Here is a 16,814-nt window from a genome sequence, read left to right as displayed (position 1 = left end):
CGATTGCGGGGAAACCGGCATTGCCCGCTGGCAACCGGCGGACACTTCATGTAGTAGCCTTCCGCAAGCGCGGCGGCAGCAGTAAAGATTGCTCGGCCGTCCGGCCTTTTGGAGATGAAAGTTGCAGACAACGGTAGAGCCCATTCGCGGTACGAATGATCCGGTACAATCGCTCGAACTGTCGCTGGTCGTGCCCATTTTCAACGAAGAGCAAAGCGTCGGCCCGCTTGTCGAGCGTGTCGTGGCGGCGATGGTCAGCTACCCCCATCGCTGGGAGCTGATCCTCGTCGACGACGGCAGTACGGATGCGACGCTCGTCAACGCCCGGAAGTACGTCGGACGCGAGGGGCTGGCGCTCAGGATCGTCGAGCTGCAGCGCAACTTCGGCCAGACAGCCGCCATGCAGGCCGGCATCGATACCGCCCGGGGTCGCCTGATCGCGACGATGGACGGCGACCTCCAGAACGATCCGAAGGACATTCCTTCGATGGTCGCCGAGCTGGAACGGCGTGAACTCGACCTCTTGGTCGGCTGGCGCAAGAACCGCAAGGACGGTCTGTTCCTGCGCAAGATCCCCTCCTGGTGCGCCAACTACCTGATCGGCCGCATCACCGGCGTCAAGCTGCATGATTACGGCTGCAGCCTGAAGATCTACCGTGCCTCGATCATCAAGCAGGTGAAGCTGATGGGCGAGATGCACCGCTTCATCCCCGCCTGGGTCGCCGGTGTGGTGCCGAGCTCGCGCATCGGCGAGATGGCCGTCACCCACCATGCCCGCGAGCACGGCGTTTCGAAATACGGCATTTCGCGCACCTTCCGCGTCATCCTCGATCTGCTGTCGGTGATGTTCTTCATGCGCTACAAGGCGCGGCCGGGGCATTTCTTCGGATCGCTCGGTCTAGGCCTCGGCGCGCTCGCCATGCTGATCCTGCTCTATCTCGGCTTCGACAAGTTCATCCTGGGCAACGACATCGGCACGCGACCGATGCTGATGGTCGGCGTCGTGCTGCTGCTGTCGTCGGTGCAGATGATCACCACCGGCATCCTGGCAGAAATGATCGCGCGCACCTATTACCGCGACGATGCCTCTCCGAATTATATCGTGCGGCAGATCTTCGACGATCAAAGCCAAGCCTAAGCCGGCAGCACGATGCTGGAGCGCGTAACGAGGACGATCAAAACCGCGGGCCTGCTGCTTGCAGCCTATTTCGTGCTCAACATCGTGCTGCGCATCATGCTTCCGCATTCGCTGGAACTCGACGAGGCGGAGCAATCCTTCTTCTCGCAATATCTGCTGGCGGGCTACGGCCCGCAGCCGCCGTTCTACAACTGGATGCAATATGCCGTCGTTTCGCTGACGGGCATGTCGATCGGCGCGCTGATCGTTCCGAAGAACATCCTGCTGTTCCTGTCCTATCTCTTCTATGGCCTTGCCGGGCGGCGCGCCCTGAAGGACGAGGCACTTGCCGCCGTCGGCATGCTGGCGCTGATCACCCTGCCCCAGGTCTCCTACATGGCCCAGCAGGATCTGACCCACACGACGGCGCTGCTCTTGGCCAGCTCGCTGTTTCTCTACGGCTTCTTCCGCACGCTCGACCGGCCCGATATGGCGAGCTACCTGCTGCTCGGGCTTGCGGCCGGCATCGGGCTGATCTCGAAATATAATTTCGCGCTGATGCCTGTCGCCGCCTTGATCGCCATCTTGCCCGATGCCGAATGGCGACGCCGGGCGCTCGACTGGCGCATGCTGGCCGCGATCACGGTTGCGCTCGTCATCGTCCTGCCGCACGCGATCTGGCTGCAGGGCAATCTCGCATTCGCCTCCTCCGACACTCTGGTCAAGATGGCCGCCGGCAGCGAACCTGCCGGCGCCTTGCGGATCGGCAAAGGCCTTGTCGCCTTTCTCGTCGCCATAATCGCCTTTGCGGCGTTGCCGGTGGTGATCTTCGCCACCACCTTCCGCCGGGATTTTGTCCAGGCGCTTTCGGCGGGCAACCGCTGGACTGGGATGATGGAGCGGATGATGCTCGCAAGTCTTGCCGGCATCGTTCTCATCGTGCTGTTCACCGGCTCCACCACGGTTCGCGAGCGCTGGCTCGACCCGTTCCTGCTGGTGCTGCCGATCTATTTCCTGGCGAAGATGCAGGCTGCTAACCTTGACCTTTCCGCCGGATTGCGCCGCTTCCGGCCGGTGTTGCCGGTGCTGATGGCCTGCGTGCTGATCGCACTTGGCTTCCGCGTCGTCGGCGCCGGGCTGATCGGCACCTACAGCCGGCCGAATGTGCCGATGGCGGGTTTTTCGCGCGAGATGACCCGACAGGCGGAACCGGCGCTGGTGATCGCTTCCGACACCTATATCGGCGGAAACATGCGGTTGCAGTTTCCCGATGTGCCGGTAGTGATCCCGGATTTTCCGGCACCGGGCATTCCGGCCTATGCCGAGGCCAAGGGGCCGGTGCTGATCGTCTGGCGTGGCAAGAAGACGGCGACGGCTGCCGATGCCGTCATGCCGGAGCGGTTTTCCTCGGCGCTGACGGCGGCGGGCATCGCGCTGCAGGAGATCGGCTCGCTGTCGCTTCCTTATTATTTCGGCCGCCAGGGCGACAATTTCGCGCTCGGCTACGCCTGGGTTCGGCCGGGGGCCAGATAGAATGACCGAGAGCAACCGTCGCGACATCAGTTGGATCTTCGTTCTGCTGGCAGCCTATTTCGCGCTTCAGGTCGGCGTGCGGCTCGCAACCTCGCATTCGCTCGATCTCGACGAGGCCGAACAGGCCTTCCGCTCGCAATGGCTTGCCGCCGGCTACGGCCCGCAGCCGCCCTTCTACAACTGGCTGCAATACACCGTCTTCCAGTTTGCCGGTGTCTCGCTGACCGCCCTTTCCATCGTGAAGAACCTTCTGCTGTTCATCTCCTATCTGCTGTACGGCCTGACGGCGCGGCTCGTGCTGCGCGACAAGGCGCTGGTGGCGATTGCCACGCTCGGGCTGCTGACGATCCCGCAGATGGCTTTCGAGATGCAGCGCGACCTGACGCACACGGTCGCGGTGTTCTTCTCGGCCAGCATCTTCTTCTACGGTTTCATCCGCAGCCTGAAGCAGCCGAGCCTTGCCTCCTATCTCATCGCCGGCATCGGCATCGGCTTCGGCCTGCTGGCCAAATATAATTTCGCGATCCTGCCGGCGGCAGCCTTGATTGCCGCGCTGGCCGATGCGCGCCTGCGGCCGCGGATCTTTGATTGGCGGCTGGTGCTGACGGCGGCGGTAGCATTCGTCATCACCCTGCCGCATCTCTTCTGGCTGAAGGACAATCTCGATTTCGCCACCGCACGCACCCTGGAGAAGATGACCGCGAGCGGCGATGCGAGCTATCTCACGCAGGTGTCCATGGGCGTCAGCTCGCTCGCTCTCGCCACCATCAGCTTTGCCGGGTTGACTGTGGCGGTGTTCGCGATCGTCTTCGGCAAAAGCCTTCGTCCGGCGCTCGGCTCCGGCTCGCAATGGACGCGGCTGCTCGAGCGGATGATGCTCGTCTTCGTCATCGGCATTCTGTTGCTGATCGTCTTCGGGGGTGCTGCCGGCATCAAGGATCGCTGGCTGGTGCCGATGCTCTTCATCCTGCCGCTCTATTTCTGCCTGAAGATCGAGGCCGCAGGCGTCGAGACCGGCAAGGCTTTCCGGCGGTTCATGGCTGTCATCGCCGTCATCATGATCGGCGTGCCGGCAGCCCTTTACGGCAGTGTCGCAGCCGCACGTTTCACCGGCCATTACGAGCGGCTGAACAGACCCTATGCCACGATGTTGGAAACCCTCCGCCAACAGGCCGAACCGGCGGCGATCCTTGCCGGCGACAGCCTGCTTGCTGGCAACCTCAGGCAAGATATTCCCGGCGTGCCGGTCCTCTCCGTGGATTATCCCGGCTTCAATCCGGATCTTACCGGCCGGCGACCGCTTCTCCTGGTGTGGCTCCTCCCGCAGAAGGGGGGAAGCGAAGCACTGCCGCCGGCCATGGCTCAATGGCTGCAGACCAATCTCGGCGTGTCCGCACCGCAGACGTCGGTGATCGACGTGCCCTATGTCTATGGGCACGGCGACGACAGCTATCGTTTCGGCTATGCCTGGGTCAACGAGCCTGGCTGAGCGCAATCAGGATTTCAGCTCCTTCCAGGCCAAATCCAGCGCCAGCCTGGTAATCCTCGCCATCTCGTCCACCTCGGCGTGGCTGATGACGAGAGGCGGCGAGGCGAGCATGCGGTCGCCGGTGGCGCGCAGCACGAGGCCGTTCGCCAGCGCGTGGTTGCGCACCAGCGCACCGACCTGATCGGGCTTGGCATAACGGGTGCGCGTGCTCTTCTCGGCGGCAAGCTGCAGGCCACCCATCAGGCCGATGCTGACGGCTTCGCCGACCAGATCATGGTCTGCGAGCGCTGCCCAGCCCCTGCCGAAATAGGGGCCGATATCGTCGCGCACGCGTTCGACCAGTCTTTCCTCTTCGATGATGCGCAGGTTTTCGAGTGCTGCGGCAGCGCAGACCGGGTGGCCGGAATAGGTGAAGCCATGATTGAAGTCGCCGACCTCGTTGATCAGCACATCGGCGATGCGGTCGCTGACGAGCCACGCCGCCGATCGGCAGGTAGCCGGAGGAAAGCCCCTTGGCGATCGGCGCCAGATCGGGCTCGACACCGAAATACTGGTGGCCGAACCAGGCGCCCAGACGGCCGAAACCGCAGATCACCTCGTCGGTCACCAGCAGGATATTGCGCGCCTTGCAGATGCGGTCGATCTCCAGCCAGTAGGTCTCGGGCGGGATGATGACGCCGGCAGCGCCCTGCACCGGCTCGGCGACGAAGGCGGCGACATTCTCCTCGCCCAGCTCGTCGATCTTCGCTTCGAGCTCGCGGGCAACCTTGAGACCGAATTCGGCGGGTGAGAGATCGCCGCCCTCGCCGTACCAATAGGGCTGGCCGATATGGACGATGCCCGGGATCGGCAGGTCGCCCTGCTCATGCATGTATTTCATGCCGCCGAGACTGGCGCCGGCGACGGTCGAGCCATGATAACCGTTCTTCCTCGATATCACGATCTTCTTCGACGGCTTGCCGACGGCGCTCCAGTAGACCCGGGCCATGCGGAACCAGGTGTCGTTCGCCTCCGAGCCGGAGCCGGTGAAGAAGATATGGTTGAAACGCTCGCCGGCATGGGAGGCGACCTTCTGCGCAAGCAGCGTCGCCGGCGTCGAGGTCGTGCCGAAAAAGGTGTTGTAATAGGGCAGCTCGTTCATCTGCCTGGTGGCGGCATCGGCGATCTCCTGGCGGCCATAGCCGATATTGACGCACCAGAGGCCGGCGAAGCCATCGAGATATTTCCTGCCGTGATTGTCGAAGATGTAGACGCCCTCGCCGCGCTGGATAATACGCGCGCCCTCGGCATTCAGCTTCTTCATGTCGGCGAAGGGGTGCAAGTGGTGCGCGGCGTCGATCGCGGCAAGATTCGAGGGCGGGTAAGTATCGGGCATGATTGGTAAAGACCCTCGCGGATTGAAAGGCTGATGTCGATGGGATAGGAGCTTGGCCTTCTCCCGGAGGATTTTCAAGGTCATGGCGAGCGACAGGGTGGACGGCAAGGCCGAGGGCGGCGACCCGCGTTTCGAGATCCTGATCGTCGGCATGAACGGCGACCTGCGTGGCAAGCAGCTTCCGCCCGGCGCCGAAGACAAGGTCTGGGCCGGTGACATCCGCCTTCCGACCTCGACGCAATCGCTCGACATCTGGGGCGACGATAATGACGACATCACCGGCCTGTCGCTGACGATCGGCGATCCTGACGGCAAGGTCATCCCCGACCGACGCAGCCTGGTGCCGATGCCCTGGGCGCCCGAGGGTTCGATGCAGGTGCTCGCCACCATGCATGAATTCGACGGCAGCCCGAGCTTCATGGATCCGCGTGCCATCCTCACCTCGGTGGTCGAGCGCTATGCGGCGCGCGGGCTGACGCCCGTCGTCGCCACCGAGCTGGAATTTTACGTGATGTCGGGAGACTGGCGCGAGACCGGACGTCCCTGCCCGCCCGAAAGCCTCACCTATCGCGGCGAACCAAACGGTTTCCAGCTCTACGACATGAGCGCCGTCGACGCGCTCGATGGCTATTTGCAGACGCTGAGGGCCTATGCGAAGGCGCAGGACCTGCCGGCGGATGCGACGACGGCGGAATTCGGTCCGGGCCAATTCGAGGTCAACCTGCTGCACCGCGCGGATGCGCTGGCAGCCGCCGACGATTGCCTCTATCTCAAGCGCATCGCCGAACAGGCGGCGCGCCGGCACGGGCTGAAATCGACCTGCATGGCCAAGCCCTATTCCGAACATGCCGGCTCCGGCCTGCACGTGCATGCGAGCATCATCGACCAGCAAGGCCGCAACATCCTCGATGCCAGGGGCGGCGAGCCGAAGCTCATCAAATCGGTGATATCAGGCCTGCTCGACACCATGCACGCAACGCAGCTGATCTTCGCTCCCTTCGCCAATTCCTACCGCCGCTTCCAGCCGGGGTCGTTTGCGCCTGTCGATCTGACCTGGGGCAGCGGCCATCGCGGCACGGCGATCCGCATCCCCGACAAGGATGGCCCGTCCGCACGCATCGAACATCGCGTCGCCGGCGCCGACGCCAATCCCTATCTGCTGCTGGCGGCGATCCTCGGCGGCATGCTCACCGGTCTCGATGGCGAACTCGACCCCGGCGAAGAGACCACGCCTTCGCACATACCTGCGAATACGGCGCGGCTGACGCATGATTTCCTTAGCGCCGTCGAAACCTTCCGCACCTCGCCCTTCATCGCCGATATCTTCGGCGCGCGCTATCAGGCGCTCTATGGCGACACCAAGCGCAAGGAAGCGCTCGCGCATTTGCGCACGGTTTCGGATTTCGACTACCGCACCTATCTGCCGCGGCTCTGAAGACTATGCCGCGGCCGACTTACGCAGCGGGCTCGCGGCGTTCGTCCGCATTCACCTGGGCGGCGAGACCCTGCTTGACGAGAACCTTCAATTCGCCCGGATGCAGCCGGATCGAGACGTCGCGTTCGAGCGGCAGCAACTCGCCGTCCATGACGCAATTGGCCTTGGAGCGCAGTTTCGGGAAATGCAGATGCACTTCGGCCGGGTGCATCACCATGACATCGGCATTCTCGCGGACCTTGCCGCGCAGCATGTCGATGGCGAGACGGGCGACACCGAGGGGTTTCAGCGGATTTGCCGTGTAGAAGCCGAGTTCGCCGCTTCTCAAATTATCGGCGTAGAGCAGCGCGTTCTCGCCGAAGGGATTGTTGGAGACTGAGATCGCCGACACCCTGCGGCGCTCGCGCATGCCGATCGCCTCGAACTCGACCTCGAATTCCGGCGGGTTGAAGATGACGCCCAAAGCCGCCTTCGTGCTCGCCCGTATCTTGCCAAGCCGGGACCGATAGCTGTAGGCGTTGCGGTAGCGCACCATGCGGGCATGCAGGCCGGCGGAAAACTGGTGGATGAAGGGCCGGCCGTTGGCGCTGGCGATATCGACATTATCGACCTCGCCGGAGGCAAGCACATCGAGCGCCTGCCAGATATCGAGCGGCACACGCAGCGAGCGGGCAAAGAGGTTCATCGTACCGGCCGGCACGACGCCGAGCGCAATTCCGTTTTTCCAGGCGATCGATGCCGCCGCCGAAATCGTGCCGTCGCCGCCGCCGGCAACGATACCGTCGATATCGTCGCGCTTGGCCGCCCGCTCCATGGCAGGAACGATTTCCTTTCCTGAGAAGACGATGGCGTCGAAATCGTGCCCCGCTTCGCGGAAAGCCGCCTCCGCCCTTTTTTCATAGGCCAGCATGTCGGTGGTCTTGAAGGTCCCGCCGTCGCGATTGAAAAAGCCTACAAGCTTCATAAGAGCTCCCGTCTCTGGCGCGGAAATGCTCCTGCCTTGCCCCTGAGATGGTTGCGGTATCGCCGATTTCAAGCGCAACCTTCTTTCCTGACAAAGGGCAGAAATGCAAAAATTGCAATAGACGTATGCACATAGCAGGACGCTGCACTGCAAAAAATGCACTCGACGGCAGCCGAGACCTCACGGATAGATGGTCTATCGGAGACATCGTCTCCACCTCCCGCCATTTCCACCGATCGGCTTGCGGCCGCGCCTGCGCGCCAGGGCCATTGCCAAGCAGAAACCGCCTCGAGGAGCTCTCGTGAGTGAGATTGCCGCCAATATTTCAGTCGATAGCCGGAACTCCATTGATCGCCAGGATGTAGAGCTGCCGTCGGCAATGACGGTGGCGCTGGTCCAGTTGGCGCTCGCCTGCGGCGGCTTCGGCATCGGCACCGGCGAATTCGCAATCATGGGTTTGCTGCCCAATGTCGCCGAGACCTTCTCGGCCACGACACCGCAAGCCGGCTACGTCATCAGCGCCTATGCGCTCGGCGTCGTCGTCGGCGCACCCGTCATTGCCGTGCTCGCCGCAAAGATGGCGCGCCGCACGCTGCTTTTGACCCTGATGCTGATCTTTGCCGCCGGCAATATATCGAGCGCCATGGCGCCGACCTTCGAAAGCTTCACGCTGCTGCGCTTCGTCAGCGGCCTGCCGCACGGCGCCTATTTCGGCGTCGCGGCCCTTGTCGCCGCCTCGATGGTGCCGGCGCATCGCCGCGCCCGTGCCGTTGGCCGCGTCATGCTCGGCCTGACCGTTGCGACACTTCTCGGCACGCCGTTGACGACATTCTTCGGCCAGTCGCTCGACTGGCAGGTGGCGTTTTTCTCGGTCGGCGTGCTCGGCCTGCTGACCGTGGTGCTGATCTGGTTCTACGTTCCGAAGGACAGGGTTTCCGCGGAAGCGGGCTTCCTGCGCGAACTCGGCGCCTTCCGCCGGCCGCAGGTGTGGCTGACGCTCGGCATCGCCGCCGTCGGTTACGGCGGCATGTTCGCGATGTTCAGCTATATCGCCTCGACGACGACTGAGGTGGCGATGCTGCCGGAAACGGCCGTTCCGATCATGCTGGTCCTCTTCGGCGTCGGCATGAATGCGGGCAATTTCATCGGCTCGTGGCTTGCCGACAAATCGCTGCTCGGCACGATCGGCGGGTCGCTCATCTATAATATTGTCGTGCTGACCACCTTCTCGCTGACCGCCGCCAACCCCTATTTGCTCGGTCTCTCCGTCTTCCTCGTCGGCTGCGGCTTTGCCGCCGGCCCGGCGCTGCAGACGCGGCTGATGGATGTCGCCGCCGACGCGCAGACGCTTGCGGCCGCTTCCAACCATTCCGCCTTCAACATCGCCAATGCGATCGGCGCCTGGCTCGGCGGCCTCGTGATCGCCGGGGGGTACGGTTTTGCGGCGACCGGTTATGTCGGCGCGGCGCTGTCCTTCCTCGGCCTCTTCGTCTTTGCAGCCTCGCTACGCCTCGAGCGCCGCGGCCGGAGCGCGCAGGCCGTCTGAGGCCAAGCGCAACTCGCGGCCTTCCGGGCTGCAGAAGACATAATCGTCACCCCAGGCGGCCAACGCCTGGATGACAGGCTTGAGCGTCATGCCGAGCGGCGTCATTGCATATTCGACCCTCGGCGGCACGACCGGATAGACGGTGCGTGATACCAGGCCGGACTCTTCCAGTTCACGCAGCTGCTTGGTCAGCATGCGCTGGGTCACGGCCGGCAGCTTGCGCCGCAATTCGTTGAAGCGCAGGGTTCCCTGCATCAGATGAAAGAGGATCACGCCCTTCCACTTCCCGTCGAGGTAAGTCAGCGTCGCTTCGACCGGGCAGCCGGGGAAATTCTTGATGAGCTTGGCGCGCGGCAATGACATTTTACAGTATCCTTTTGGGTACTACGTACAGAATTTGTGCATTCTTGCGTTGTCAGAACATAGTGCGCATCTAGCTTCCGTGCAACGAACATAGGAGTTTCCCATGCGCGCCGTCGCCTACAAAACGCCCCAACCGATCTCCGCCGAAACCTCGCTGATCGATGTCGATCTGCCGATGCCCGAGGCTGGGGGCTACGATCTGCTCGTCGAGATCAAAGCCGTTTCGGTCAATCCCGTCGACGTGAAGGTGCGCGCCCATTCCGCGCCGCCCGAGGGCGAGCTCAAAGTGCTCGGCTGGGATGCCGCCGGCATCGTCAAGGCCATTGGCGCTGATGTCACCCTGTTCAAGCCCGGCGACGAGGTGTTCTACTCCGGAGTCATCAGCCGCCCGGGCAGCAATGCCGAATTCCATCTCGTCGACGAGCGCATCGTCGGCGCCAAACCGAAGAGCCTCGATTTCGCTGCCGCGGCCGCCCTGCCGCTGACCTCGATTACGGCCTACGAGGCGCTGTTCGACCGGCTGAAGGTGCAGGACGCGGTTTCGGGAGCGGGACGCTCCATCCTGGTCATCGGCGGCGCCGGCGGCGTCGGCTCGATCGCCATTCAGATCGCCCGGGCATTGACCGATCTGACGGTGATCGCCACGGCCTCGCGGCCGGAAACGCAGGACTGGGTCAAGGAACTCGGCGCGCATCACGTCATCGACCATTCCCAACCGATCGCGCCGCAAGTGGCAGCGCTCGGCATCGGCGCGCCGGGATTCATATTCTCGACCACCAATACCGACAGCCATATCGGCGACATCGTCGAAGCGATTGCGCCGCAGGGCCGCTTCGTTTTGATCGACGATCCGAAGACGCTCGACATCATGCCCTTCAAGCGCAAGGCCGTCTCCGTTCATTGGGAGCTGATGTTCACCCGCCCGCTCTACGGCACGCCTGACATGATCGAGCAGCACAAGCTGCTGAACAAGATTTCCGAGCTCATCGACGCCGGAAAGATCCGCACGACGCTTTCAGAGATCGTCGGGCCGATCAATGCGGCAAACCTCAAGACGGCGCATGCCATGGTCGAAAGCGGCAGGATGAAGGGCAAGGCGGTGCTTGCAGGATTCTGAGATCGCAGCCGGCACGCCCGGTGTTTCCCGCAAGGTCGTATACGCCATACCCACCTGGAATGCCGCATCGCAAGGTGCGACATTCTGGCGTTAAGCATTTACCCCGCTTGACTTTTTCTGTGTTCGGGACCACCTAGCATCCACGTGGATGACGCTCGTCAGCCACGGATTTCAACGGAGCCATCATAACGATGCCAAGCGACAGTAGCAGTCGATTGCCTTTGCCGTACGCGGCCCTCGTGCGCTGACCGACTCCTGTCGGCTCGCCCGATCGGACGCTACGGCGGATCGACGGAAAGGCGAGCCTCAAATGAATATCAATCGCTTCCCTCTTCGGGCAGGCCACGCCGCCCGTGCCTTCATCAACAACAGCCGCGGCGCAACGATCGCCGAACGCGTCGAATCATTGAACGCGCTGAGCATCCAGGACGCCGGACGGGTGCTAACCGGCATGCCGCTCGACTATGCCGTCAACATTCTCGACCGGCCGGAGCTTCGCAACGCCGCACAGATCCTTGCGCTGATCAGCGCCGAGGAGGCCGCACGGCTGCTGCACGGCATGTCGAACGACCGCGTCGCCGACGTGCTGCTCGAACTCGACGGCGAGACCCGCGCCCGGCTGTTCTCCAGCCTCGACGAGCCGGTGCGCATCGCGATCCAGCACCTGATGGGCTATCCGCCGCGCACGGCCGGCGGCATCATGACGACGGAGTTCGTCAGCGTGCCTGACAACTGGACCGTCGCCCGCACACTCGACCATGTACGCCAGGTCGAACGCTCGCGCGAGACCGTCTACGCCATCTATGTGCTGGACGAGGTCAGCCATGCGCTGCTGCATGTGGTGACGCTGCGTCGCCTCATCACCGGCGAGCCGGACGCTTCGATCCTCTCGGTGGCGCAGAAGGGCGCGCCGGTTTCGGCCGATCCGCTGATGAAGCAGGAGGATGTCGCCCGGCTGATCCGCAAGCACGACCTGCTCGCTCTGCCCGTCATCGACGAACATGGGCAGATACTCGGCATCGTCACCGTCGATGACGTGATCGACACGATGATATCGGACACGACGGAAGCGGCACAGAGGTTCGGCGGCATGGAGGCGCTCGGCCAGCCCTACATGAAGATCAGCTTCGCCGGCATGATCCGCAAGCGCGCCGGCTGGCTCGCAGCCCTGTTCCTCGGCGAGATGCTGACGGCAAGCGCCATGCAGCATTTCGAAGGCGAGCTGGAAAAGGCCGTGGTGCTGACCCTGTTCATTCCGCTGATCATGAGCTCGGGCGGCAATTCGGGTTCGCAGGCGACTTCGCTGATCATCCGGGCGCTGGCACTCGGCGAGCTGAAGCTTTCGGACTGGTGGAAGGTGCTTTTGCGCGAACTGCCGACCGGCATCGTGCTCGGCGCGATCCTCGGCCTGGTCGGCTTCATCCGCATCGTCTTCTGGCAATCGGCCGGGCTCTACGATTACGGTCCGCACTGGCAGATGGTCGCCGTCACGGTGTTTGCCGCCCTGATCGGGATCGTCACCTTCGGCTCGATCTGCGGCTCGATGCTGCCCTTCGTGCTGCAGAAGCTGCGGCTCGATCCGGCCAGCGCCTCGGCCCCCTTCGTCGCCACGCTGGTCGATGTCACCGGGCTCGTCATCTACTTCTCGGTGGCGTTGCTCATCCTCAGCGGGACGCTGCTCTAAGCCGCAAGCAAGCCCGGGGGAATTATTTTCCCTCGGGCAGCTTCAACGGCCCATGCGTCTTGATGCTACGGATGGCGAAGTTCGAGCGGATGTCGCTGACATTCGGCAAGGTCAACAGCGTTTCGGTCAGAAGCCGTTCATAGGCGGCGAGATCCTCCACCACCACTTCGGCGAGGAAATCGGCCGTGCCCGAAATCAGAAAGCAGGAGACGATCTCAGGGATCGCGAGCAGCGCCTTCTGCTGTGCCTCGGAATTTTCGCGGCTGTGCTGGACGACCTTGAATTCGACGAAGACGGTGAGGCCGAGACCGACCTCCTTGCGATCGAGATCCGCGGTGTAGCCGCGGATGATGCCGGAGCGTTCGAGATTGCGGATGCGGCGCAGGCAGGGCGACGGCGAAAGGTTCACCTTCTCGGCGATCTCGACATTGGTGGCGCGCGCATCCTCCTGCAGGCACTTCAGGATGGCGATATCGAATTTATCGAGATTTGGCATTTTCGCGATCCCTGCTGGAGTCAATTGGCAGAAGATTGCGCATAGCATGATTTTTGAGCCATAGATAGCAAGGACCTGCCTTGGCCTCTGGCGCTAATCTGCTCTTCAACCGGACAGGCTCCGGACGGAGGAAAGGATTAAGACGATGACCACCATTGCATTCACGAACGACAAGTCGCCGTCGCAGCTACTGGGTTATGCCGGCGGCACTATTACCGTGCTGATCTGGGCGACATGGTTTCTCGTCACCCGCCACAGCGCCGCAACGCCGCTCGGCTCGATCGATATCGGGCTGATCCGCTTCGGAATTCCGGCGCTGGTGCTTTCGCCCGTCTGGCTGAAGACGGGGCTGCTGCCGAAGGCGCTGCCGCTGCACCTGCTGGCGATCATGGTGTCCGGTTCCGGCGCCGTCTTCTTCCTGCTGACCACGCTGGCAATCCATTCGACGCCGGCCGCCTCTTCAGGCATTCTGCTCGGCGGCTCGATGCCGCTCGCCGCGGCGCTGATCGGCATTGCGCTGTTTCGCGAAAGACCTGACAACACCCGCATCGCGGGGCTCGTTGCGATCGTCGCCGGCGTGCTGATCCTGCTCACGAGCAGCCTTGCGGACGCCTCGCTGCCATGGATGAGCTTCGTGCTGCTGCCGGCCGGCGCCGTTCTCTGGGCAGGCTATACGCATGCCTTCCGCCGCTCCGGCCTGACCGCCGTACAGGCGAGCGCCCTGATCGCCATCTGGTCCTTTCTGATCATGGGCGCGCTTGCCCTCATCTTCGGCGTCTCGCTGCCACAGGCTCCACTTCAGGAAATCGGCCTGCAGGTGCTGAGCCAGGGCGTTCTTTCCGGCCTCGTCGCCATGGTCGCTTACGGCACCGCCGTCAAAACACTCGGCGGAACACAGGCTGCCGCCTTCACGGCGCTGACGCCGGTGCTCGCGACGCTTGGCGGCGGCTTGCTGCTTGGCGAAGCGATCGGCATGACGGAAATCAGCGCCGCCGTGATCACCGGCATCGGCGTGGCACTTTCGACAGGTATCGCCACGCCACGCCGCTAACCAGCGAGGACAGACACTTCGAAAGCCGCCGGCAGCATCGCTACGGCGGCTTTTTCATGAGAAATGCCGTCTCTGTATTGCTTAAGCCTGGATGACGACGACCCTGGCGCCGACCTCGACGCGGCTATAGAGGTCGATCACGTCGTGGTTCATCATGCGGACACAGCCGCTCGACATGGCGAGACCGATCGATTGCGGCTGGTTGGTGCCATGAATGCGGAAATGCGTGTCGTTGCCACCGCGATAGAGATACATGGCCCGCGCACCGAGCGGGTTGTTCGGGCCGCCCGGCATGCCGCCGGCGAGCTTGCGATAGCGCTCTTCGCGGCGCTGCATGTTTTCGGTGGGCGTCCAGCTCGGCCACTCGGCCTTGCGGCCGATATAGGCGTTACCGGCAAAGGCCAGCCCCTCGCGGCCGACACCGACACCATAACGCATCGCCCTGCCGCCGCCGAGGACGTAATAGGCGCGGCGGGCGGGTGTATCGACGATCACGGTGCCGGCAGCATGCGTGGTTTCGTAGGCCACTTCCTGGCGGCGGAGCTCCGGCTTGATCTTGTCGATCGGCACCTGCTTCAACGGGAATTTTTCGTCCGGAAGTGCGGCATAATTGGTCTGACTGTTCAGACCGGTCGAAGAGCAGCCGGCCACGAAAAGCGGCAGAGCGATCAGGAAGCCCCGGCGGGAGATCGTCATGAATGTGTCCTTAGTGCGTCAACTTGATGTCGCAAGCTAAGGAAATTATGGTTAACGAACGGCTAACAGCCTCCGGAAGAAGGCGATCACGAAGGCGTCAGCACGCAAGAATTGTCGCGGTGGGGATAATTCGCCTCACATATTCGGATAGACCGGCCCCTCGCCGCCCTGCGGCGGCACCCAGTTGATGTTCTGGTTGGGGTCCTTGATGTCGCAGGTCTTGCAGTGCACGCAGTTCTGGGCGTTGATGACGAAGACGTCCTTGCCGTCCTTCTCCACCCATTCGTAGACGCCGGCCGGACAGTAACGCGTCGACGGGCCGGCATAGATGTCATGTTCGGACGACTTCTGCAGGTTGATGTCCTTGACCTGAAGATGCACCGGCTGGTCCTCCTCGTGATTGGTGTTCGACAGAAACACCGAGGACAGGCGATCGAAGGTCAAGACGCCGTCGGGCTTCGGATAGGCGATCGGCTTGTGCTGCGACGCCGGCTCCAGGCTCTCAGCATCCGTCTTGCCATGTTTCAGCGTGCCGAAGACGGAAAAGCCGAACAGCGTGTTGGTCCACATGTCGAAGCCGCCGAGCGCCACGCCGAGCGCGGTGCCGAACTTCGACCAGAGCGGCTTGACGTTGCGCACCCGCTTGAGGTCGCGACCGATATCGCCCTTGCGCCATTCATTCTCGATCTCGATCACTTCGTCATGGCTGCGGCCGGCTTCGATCGCGGCGGCGATCTTCTCGGCCGCCAACATGCCCGACAGCACTGCATTGTGGCTGCCCTTGATGCGCGGCACGTTGACGAGACCGGCCGAACAGCCGATCAGCGCCCCGCCGGGGAAGGAAAGCTTCGGCACCGACTGGTAACCGCCCTCGGTGATGGCACGCGCCCCATAGGACAGCCGCTTGCCGCCCTCGAAGGTTCCGCGGATCGCCGGATGGGTCTTGAAGCGCTGGAATTCTTCGAAGGGATAGAGATAGGGGTTCTTGTAGTTGAGGTGGACGACGAAGCCGACCGCCACCAGATTGTCCTCCAGATGATAGAGGAACGAACCGCCGCCGGTCTTCATGCCGAGCGGCCAGCCGAAGGAGTGCTGCACCAGGCCCGGCCGATGGTTTTCCGGCTTGACCTGCCAGAGCTCCTTGATGCCGATGCCGAATTTTTGCGGCTCGCGGTCCTTTTGCAGATCGAACTTGGCGATCAGCTGCTTGGCAAGCGAGCCGCGCACGCCCTCGCCGATCAGCACGTATTTGCCGAGCAGTTCCATGCCGCGGGTATAGTTCGGCCCGGGCTCGCCGTTCTTCTCGATACCCATGTCGCCGGTGGCCACCCCGATGACGGCGCCCTCGTCATTGTAGAGCACTTCTGTTGCGGCAAAGCCCGGATAGATCTCGACGCCGAGTTCTTCGGCCTTGGTCGCCAGCCAGCGACAGACGAGCCCAAGCGAGACGATGTAGTTGCCGTGATTGTTCATCAGCGGCGGCATCAGCACATTCGGCAGGCGAACAGAGCCAGCCGGACCGAGCAGCAGGAAGTGATCGGCGGTGACTTTGGTCTTGAAGGGATGATCGGCCTCGTCGCGCCAGCCGGGCAACAGCCGGTCGATGCCGATCGGATCGACCACGGCGCCCGAGAGGATATGCGCGCCGACTTCCGCGCCCTTCTCCAGCACGACGACCGACAGTTCCGGATTGACCTGCTTCAGCCGGATCGCCGCCGCAACACCAGCCGGGCCTGCGCCGACGATCACCACGTCGAATTCCATGCTCTCGCGTTCGGGCAGCTCAGTCGTCTCGGTCATTCACTCGTCTCCGCTTGGCGGCACGCGGCCGTCATCCCGTCATGGCACTTTCTTGTCAAAACGAGAAAGCATTGTCGAGCCGGGATACGACAGCCAATCTTCCAATTCGCACAATGATGACGCCTCGTGAGACAGAATTACATAACGC

The 16,814-nt window shown here is 63.0% G+C and carries 13 protein-coding genes and 1 pseudogene; 8 read left to right on the top strand and 6 right to left on the bottom strand.

Features of this window, described 5'->3' with window-relative positions; translation table 11 throughout:
• Positions 1–121 precede the first annotated feature (121 nt).
• The 3 genes from B5P46_RS10230 to B5P46_RS10220 are packed head-to-tail and all read left to right on the top strand — an operon-like array spanning position 122 to position 4,139.
• Complete coding sequence (locus B5P46_RS10230; protein ID WP_129418554.1) at positions 122–1,138, top strand: glycosyltransferase family 2 protein; 1,017 nt, start codon at positions 122–124, stop codon at positions 1,136–1,138.
• A 12-nt stretch (positions 1,139–1,150) separates the two neighbouring features.
• Positions 1,151–2,650, top strand: coding sequence for a glycosyltransferase family 39 protein (locus B5P46_RS10225; protein ID WP_129418553.1), 1,500 nt, complete (start codon positions 1,151–1,153; stop codon positions 2,648–2,650).
• Position 2,651: 1 nt separating this feature from the next.
• Complete coding sequence (locus B5P46_RS10220) at positions 2,652–4,139, top strand: ArnT family glycosyltransferase (RefSeq protein WP_129418552.1); 1,488 nt, start codon at positions 2,652–2,654, stop codon at positions 4,137–4,139.
• A gap of 6 nt (positions 4,140–4,145) precedes the next feature.
• On the opposite strand, the pseudogene B5P46_RS10215 reads toward B5P46_RS10220, so the two are convergent.
• Positions 4,146–5,514, bottom strand: a pseudogene (locus B5P46_RS10215) (aspartate aminotransferase family protein).
• Positions 5,515–5,596: 82 nt separating this feature from the next.
• Here B5P46_RS10215 and B5P46_RS10210 point away from each other — a divergent pair.
• Positions 5,597–6,949 (top strand): glutamine synthetase family protein, encoded by a 1,353-nt coding sequence (locus B5P46_RS10210; protein WP_129418551.1) that lies wholly within the window; start codon positions 5,597–5,599, stop codon positions 6,947–6,949.
• 19 nt (positions 6,950–6,968) lie between these two features.
• On the opposite strand, the gene B5P46_RS10205 is transcribed toward B5P46_RS10210, so the two are convergent.
• Entirely contained in the window at positions 6,969–7,913 is a 945-nt protein-coding gene (locus tag B5P46_RS10205; RefSeq protein WP_012756741.1) for a diacylglycerol/lipid kinase family protein, read from the bottom strand.
• Between the two features lie 301 nt (positions 7,914–8,214).
• Here B5P46_RS10205 and B5P46_RS10200 point away from each other — a divergent pair, with 301 nt between their 5' ends.
• Entirely contained in the window at positions 8,215–9,459 is a 1,245-nt protein-coding gene (locus B5P46_RS10200) for an MFS transporter (RefSeq protein WP_129418550.1), read from the top strand.
• Here B5P46_RS10200 and B5P46_RS10195 read toward each other — a convergent pair.
• Positions 9,418–9,822 (bottom strand): winged helix-turn-helix transcriptional regulator, encoded by a 405-nt coding sequence (locus B5P46_RS10195; RefSeq protein ID WP_129418549.1) that lies wholly within the window; start codon positions 9,820–9,822, stop codon positions 9,418–9,420. The genes B5P46_RS10200 and B5P46_RS10195 overlap by 42 nt on opposite strands.
• Before the next feature lie 103 nt (positions 9,823–9,925).
• Between B5P46_RS10195 and B5P46_RS10190 the strand changes: the two genes are divergently transcribed.
• Both B5P46_RS10190 and mgtE read left to right on the top strand, forming a co-directional pair.
• The gene (locus B5P46_RS10190) at positions 9,926–10,939 is read left to right on the top strand and encodes a zinc-binding alcohol dehydrogenase family protein (protein ID WP_129418548.1); all 1,014 of its coding nucleotides are present in this window, start codon (positions 9,926–9,928) and stop codon (positions 10,937–10,939) included.
• 310 nt (positions 10,940–11,249) lie between these two features.
• Entirely contained in the window at positions 11,250–12,623 is a 1,374-nt protein-coding gene (gene mgtE / locus B5P46_RS10185; protein ID WP_129418547.1) for a magnesium transporter, read from the top strand.
• Between the two features lie 22 nt (positions 12,624–12,645).
• Here the strand turns inward: mgtE and B5P46_RS10180 are convergent, their stop codons facing one another.
• Positions 12,646–13,167, bottom strand: a complete 522-nt coding sequence (locus B5P46_RS10180; protein ID WP_206735328.1) for an Lrp/AsnC family transcriptional regulator — start codon at positions 13,165–13,167, stop codon at positions 12,646–12,648.
• A 97-nt stretch (positions 13,168–13,264) separates the two neighbouring features.
• Between B5P46_RS10180 and B5P46_RS10175 the strand changes: the two genes are divergently transcribed.
• Complete coding sequence (locus B5P46_RS10175; protein ID WP_129418545.1) at positions 13,265–14,170, top strand: DMT family transporter; 906 nt, start codon at positions 13,265–13,267, stop codon at positions 14,168–14,170.
• 81 nt (positions 14,171–14,251) lie between these two features.
• Here the strand turns inward: B5P46_RS10175 and B5P46_RS10170 are convergent, their stop codons facing one another.
• Positions 14,252–14,866 (bottom strand): L,D-transpeptidase, encoded by a 615-nt coding sequence (locus tag B5P46_RS10170; RefSeq protein WP_017959713.1) that lies wholly within the window; start codon positions 14,864–14,866, stop codon positions 14,252–14,254.
• Between the two features lie 135 nt (positions 14,867–15,001).
• On the bottom strand, positions 15,002–16,666 hold the full coding sequence (locus tag B5P46_RS10165; RefSeq protein WP_129418544.1) for an electron transfer flavoprotein-ubiquinone oxidoreductase: 1,665 nt from the start codon (positions 16,664–16,666) through the stop codon (positions 15,002–15,004).
• Between the last annotated feature and the right edge of the window lie 148 nt (positions 16,667–16,814).

The sequence above is a fragment of the Rhizobium leguminosarum genome (assembly GCF_004123835.1).
GTDB lineage: Bacteria > Pseudomonadota > Alphaproteobacteria > Rhizobiales > Rhizobiaceae > Rhizobium > Rhizobium leguminosarum_M.
Note: the sequence above shows the minus strand (reverse complement) of the source record. Positions and strands in the feature narration are given on the sequence as shown.